At 64.5% G+C, this 4,875-nt stretch carries 4 protein-coding genes; 3 read left to right on the top strand and 1 reads right to left on the bottom strand.

Annotation, left to right across the window (positions count from 1 at the left end; genetic code table 11):
- Positions 1-178 precede the first annotated feature (178 nt).
- Complete coding sequence (locus ACO6VM_RS19870) at positions 179-346, top strand: hypothetical protein (protein ID WP_167409870.1); 168 nt, start codon at positions 179-181, stop codon at positions 344-346.
- A 44-nt stretch (positions 347-390) separates the two neighbouring features.
- Positions 391-2,544 carry a mechanosensitive ion channel family protein gene (locus ACO6VM_RS19865; RefSeq protein WP_422403704.1) on the top strand — a complete coding sequence of 718 codons (2,154 nt, stop codon included), beginning with the start codon at positions 391-393 and terminating at the stop codon, positions 2,542-2,544.
- A 136-nt stretch (positions 2,545-2,680) separates the two neighbouring features.
- Here ACO6VM_RS19865 and ACO6VM_RS19860 read toward each other — a convergent pair whose 3' ends face one another.
- Positions 2,681-3,394 (bottom strand): UTRA domain-containing protein, encoded by a 714-nt coding sequence (locus ACO6VM_RS19860; protein WP_125857767.1) that lies wholly within the window; start codon positions 3,392-3,394, stop codon positions 2,681-2,683.
- A 327-nt stretch (positions 3,395-3,721) separates the two neighbouring features.
- On the opposite strand from ACO6VM_RS19860, the gene ACO6VM_RS19855 reads away from it, so the two are divergent.
- Positions 3,722-4,780, top strand: coding sequence for an ABC transporter substrate-binding protein (locus ACO6VM_RS19855; RefSeq protein WP_422403703.1), 1,059 nt, complete (start codon positions 3,722-3,724; stop codon positions 4,778-4,780).
- Positions 4,781-4,875: the final 95 nt, after the last annotated feature.

The raw sequence follows: 4,875 nt of genomic DNA, 5'->3' as shown, positions 1-4,875 counted from the left end.
CCCCTCTAACACCCCCCCGCCCCAAATTCCACCTCCGGACCCCCCGACCCTATTCCCCCCCCCCCCCCCCCCCCCCCCCCCCCCCGACAGGGTCCACCACCTGCCCCCGGTCAATCCGCCTCGCTGGCAAAGCGCTATGCTTGATACATGGCCCATCAAGCACAAGGATTGCCGCACCATGTCCCCGTTCCTGTCGCTGTTCATCCCGGTATTCGGGTTTCTCATGCTGCTGACCATCGGCTTCAGCCTGCGCGAGCGCAATATCGGCGTGCTGATGATGTGGATCGGCACCTTGGGCATCTTCGGCCTGACCTGCTGGAAGATCCTGGAGAAACTGCCCACATAAACCTCTACACTCGGTCAATCGTTTGACCTGAGGTAGATTTCCCGGTGCCTGCCCTCCTGCGTTGCCTGTTCCTGCTGTTTCTCCTGTTCGTCACCCCGGTGCAGGCCGCCGGCCTGCCGAGCCTGCTTGGCTCCAGCACGCCCGCCCAGCCCGAGGCCACGGAGCCGCTGGGCAAGTCGCTGGACGAGGTGATCAAGAACCTGGAAAACGACCAGCAGCGCGCCAAGCTGTTGGCTGACCTGAAAAAGCTGCGCGACGCCAGCAAACAATCGCAACCCACCGTCGAACAAGGCGTGCTCGGCCTGATCGGCGGCGCCCTGCACGACTTCGAAAAGCAGTTCAGCGGTGACGCCAGCCCGTTCAACCGCTGGGCGCAGGAAATCAGCCAGGCCCAGGAAGAACTCACCGCGCTGATGGTGCCGGTGCACCAATGGCCGGCCATTCTCTTCGGTTTCGCGGCGGTCATCGCCGTATGGAGCCTGCTGGCCTACGCCTTCAACTGGATCGGCCACCGGGTGCGGGTGCGCTTCGGCCTTACCGAGGAACTACCGCAGCACCCACGCACCTGGGACCTGGTCCGCTTTGCCCTGCGCAAGCTCGGGCCGTGGCTGGTGGCGCTGGTGTTCACCGTCTACCTGAGCTTCGCCCTGCCACCGTCGCTGGGTAAATCCATGGCCATGGTGCTGGCGTATGCGCTGGTGGTCGGCACGCTGTTTTCGGCAATCTGCGTGATCGCCTTCTCGCTGCTCGACGGCCCGCACCGCCACCGCGCCCTGCACATCCTGCGCCACCAGGCGTTTCGCCCGCTGTGGCTGATCGGCAGTTTCGCCGCGTTCGGCGAGGCGATGAGCGACCCACGCCTGACTACCGCCCTGGGCAGCCATCTGGCCCATGGCCTGGCCACCCTGGCCAACGTCTTCGCCGCGCTATGCACCGGGCTGTTCATCCTGCGCTTCCGACGCCCGATCGCCCATCTGATCCGCAACCAGCCGCTGAGCCGGCGCCTGACCCGACGCACCCTCAGCGACACCATCGAGATCCTCGGCAGTTTCTGGTTCATCCCGGCGCTGCTGCTGGTAGCGGTTTCGCTGTTCGCCACCTTCGTGTCCGCCGGCGACACCAGCACCGCCCTGCGGCAATCGCTGATGTGCACGGTGCTGGTGGTGGTGTGCATGGTGCTCAACGGCCTGGTGCGCCGCCACGCCGCCAACCCCAAGCGCGCCAACAAACGCCAGGCGGTGTACACCGAGCGGTTGCGCAACTTCGGCTATGCCCTGGTGCACCTGTTCATCTGGCTGGCCTTCCTCGAGTTGGGATTGCGCGTGTGGGGCCTGTCGATGATCGACTTCGCCGAAGGCGACGGCCACGAAATCAGCCTGCGCCTGCTGGGCCTGGCAGGCACCCTGATCGTCGCCTGGCTGGTGTGGATCCTGGCCGACACCGCCGTGCACCACTCCCTGGTGCGCTCGCGCCGGGGCCAGGCCAACGCCCGCGCACAAACCATGATGCCGCTGATCCGCAACGTGATGTTCGTGGCGATCTTCATCATCGCGGTGATCGTCGCCCTGGCCAACATGGGCATGAACGTCACGCCGCTGCTGGCCGGTGCCGGGGTCATTGGCCTGGCCATCGGTTTCGGCGCCCAGTCGCTGGTGGCCGACCTGATCACCGGGCTGTTCATCATCATCGAGGACTCGCTGGCCATCGATGACTATGTGGATGTCGGCGGCCACCTCGGCACTGTGGAAGGCCTGACCATCCGCACCGTGCGCCTGCGCGACATCGACGGCATCGTGCATACCATCCCGTTCAGCGAGATCAAGAGCATCAAGAACTACTCGCGCGAGTTCGGCTACGCCATCTTCCGTGTGGCGATCCCCCACAACATGAACATCGACCAGGCCATCACATTGGTCCGCGAGGTTGGCCAGAAGCTGCGCAGCGACCCGTTGATGCGCCGTAACATCTGGTCGCCGCTGGAGCTGCAGGGGGTGGAGAGTTTCGAGTCGGGTTCGGCGATCTTGCGGGCGCGGTTCAAGACTGCGCCGATCAAGCAGTGGGAGGTTTCGCGGGCGTTCAACCTGGCGTTGAAGCGCCAGCTGGACGAAGCGGGGCTGGACCTGGCGACGCCGCGGTTGTCGGTGCAGGTGGTGACGGCCGGGGGTGGGGCAATGGCTGAAAGCAACGTTACCAGCTAGATCGCTTCGCGGGGCAAGCCCGCTCCCACGCTGCCGTCATGCTCACCACTGTGGACTGCCCCAAGAAGTTGGACACCAACCCAACCCTTGGGGGCAATCCACTACGTGGGAGCGGGCTTGCCCCGCGATGTTCACTTTATCCCGCCTCGGCGCGGATGCGGATCGCATCATGCCGCCAATACTCCAGGTCGCAATCGATCAGATGCCCGCGCTGGTCGCTGTTGACCCGGGTGATATGCAACCCCGGGCTGCCCGCTGACACTTTCAGCGCACTGGCGGCCTCCACCGGCAAGGCGGTCGGCAGGATCTCGAAACACACCTGGCCGTACTGAATGCCGTATTCCCGGCCATAAATCTCGGTCAGCGACTGCGCCAGGTCCTGTTCGAGAATCCCAGGGAAGTAGCTCGGGTTGAGGTAATGCTCGGCATACAGCACCGCCCGCCCGTCGATCCGCCGTAAACGACAGATCCGCACCACGCTGGACAACGCCGGCAGGCGCAAGCGTGCGCAGATGGCCGCCGGGGCCGGCTGCAGCCGCGCCGACAACAGCTCGGTGCTGGGCAGCCGCCCCTGGTCCCGCACCATCGCATGGAAGTGGCTACGCTCGATCAGGTCGTAGGTCAGCCGCTCGGGTGCAACGAACCAGCCACGCCGCTCCTCGCGGTAGATCAGGCCCTGGGCCTCCAGCTGCACCAGTGCCTCGCGCAGGGTGATGCGCGTGGTGTCGAACACCTCGCTGAGCTTGCGTTCGGCCGGCAGTTTGCCGCCCGGCGCCAGCAGGCCGTGTTCGATCTGCTCCTGCAGGGCATGGCAGATGGCTGTTACCGCACGCGGTGGCGTCGCTTGCATCAAAGGTTACCTATCTGGACTAGTCCAGCCCCAGAACAGGGCATATGGAGCGTAGTGCAAGCCTAGTCACGGCTGATGAACATCCTGTGACAAAGGCTTTTAGCGGGACTTGCCAGAACCGGGCCAGCCCGCGTGAATCAAGGCTTTCGATCTGGTCTACGCTGTATTGCCAAGGCTTGCGGCGCACTCTTCAGGCCCGCCCCTTACATCAAACTGTCACGCAACCGGCCTACCTTGGCTCAAGGTTTGCTGACCTAGACCAACGGTTGGCAGGCACCGCTTCATCACATAACAACGATTGCAAGGCACCCACCCAAGGAGCTTCGGATGAAAAAGTTGTTCATGGCGTCACTGCTCGGTTCGGCCATCGCGTTCTGCACCACGGCCATGGCCGAAGACCTCAAGGCCCTGGAAGATGCCGCCCGCAAGGAAGGCACGGTCAACAGCGTGGGCATGCCCGATGCCTGGGCCAACTGGAAAGGCACCTGGGAAGACCTGGCGAGCAAATACGGCCTCAAGCACAGCGACACCGACATGAGCTCGGCCCAGGAAGTGGCCAAGTTCGACGCCGAGAAGGACAACGCCAGCGCCGACATTGGCGACGTGGGTGCCGCCTTCGGCCCGATCGCAGTGACCAAGGGCGTGACCCAGCCCTACAAGCCAAGCACCTGGGAGCAGGTTCCGTCCTGGGCCAAGGACCAGGACGGCCACTGGGCGCTGGCCTATACCGGCACCATCGCCTTCATCATCAACAAGGACCTGGTCAAGGAAGGCGAGCGCCCCACCAGCTGGCACGACCTGGAAAAGGGCAAGTACAAGGTCGCCATCGGTGACGTCGGCACCGCCGCCCAGGCCGCCAACGGCGTGCTGGCCGCCGCCATCGCCTACAGGGGCGACGAGAAGAACATCGAGCCGGGCCTGCAGCTGTTCACCAAGCTGGCCCAGCAGAAGCGCCTGTCGCTGGCCAACCCGACGATCCAGACCATCGAGAAGGGCGAGATCGAAGTCGGCGTGGTGTGGGACTTCAACGGCCTGAGCTACCGCGACCAGATCGACCCGAAGCGTTTCGAGGTACTGATCCCATCGGATGGTTCGGTCACTTCCGGCTACACCACCATCATCAACAAGTACGCCAAGCACCCGAACGCGGCGAAGCTGACGCGTGAGTACATCTTCAGCGATGCCGGGCAGATCAACCTGGCCAAGGGCCACGCCCGGCCGATCCGTGCCGAGCACCTGAAACTGCCGGCTGACGTACAGGCCAAGCTGCTGCCCAACGAGCAGTACAAGGCCGCCCAGCCGATCAAGGATGCCGCGGCCTGGGAAGCGACCTCCAAGGCCCTGCCGCAGAAGTGGCAGGAGCAGGTGATTATCGAGATGGAATAAGCGCTGTCAAACCTGTGGGAGCGGGCTTGCCCCGCGATGGCATCAGCCGCGACGGCGCCGTAGCCTGAGCGAGCGCATCGCGGGCCCGCGATGCG

The organism is Pseudomonas sp. GZD-209 (assembly GCF_049310485.1).
Classification (GTDB): domain Bacteria; phylum Pseudomonadota; class Gammaproteobacteria; order Pseudomonadales; family Pseudomonadaceae; genus Aquipseudomonas; species Aquipseudomonas sichuanensis.
Note: the sequence above shows the minus strand (reverse complement) of the source record. Positions and strands in the feature narration are given on the sequence as shown.

Coding starts and splice junctions, on each gene's coding strand:
- ACO6VM_RS19870 (WP_167409870.1), top strand. CDS start 179: ATGTCCCCGTTCCTGTCGCTGTTCATCCCGGTATTCGGGTTTCTCATG.
- ACO6VM_RS19860 (WP_125857767.1), bottom strand. CDS start 3,394: ATGCAAGCGACGCCACCGCGTGCGGTAACAGCCATCTGCCATGCCCTG.
- ACO6VM_RS19855 (WP_422403703.1), top strand. CDS start 3,722: ATGAAAAAGTTGTTCATGGCGTCACTGCTCGGTTCGGCCATCGCGTTC.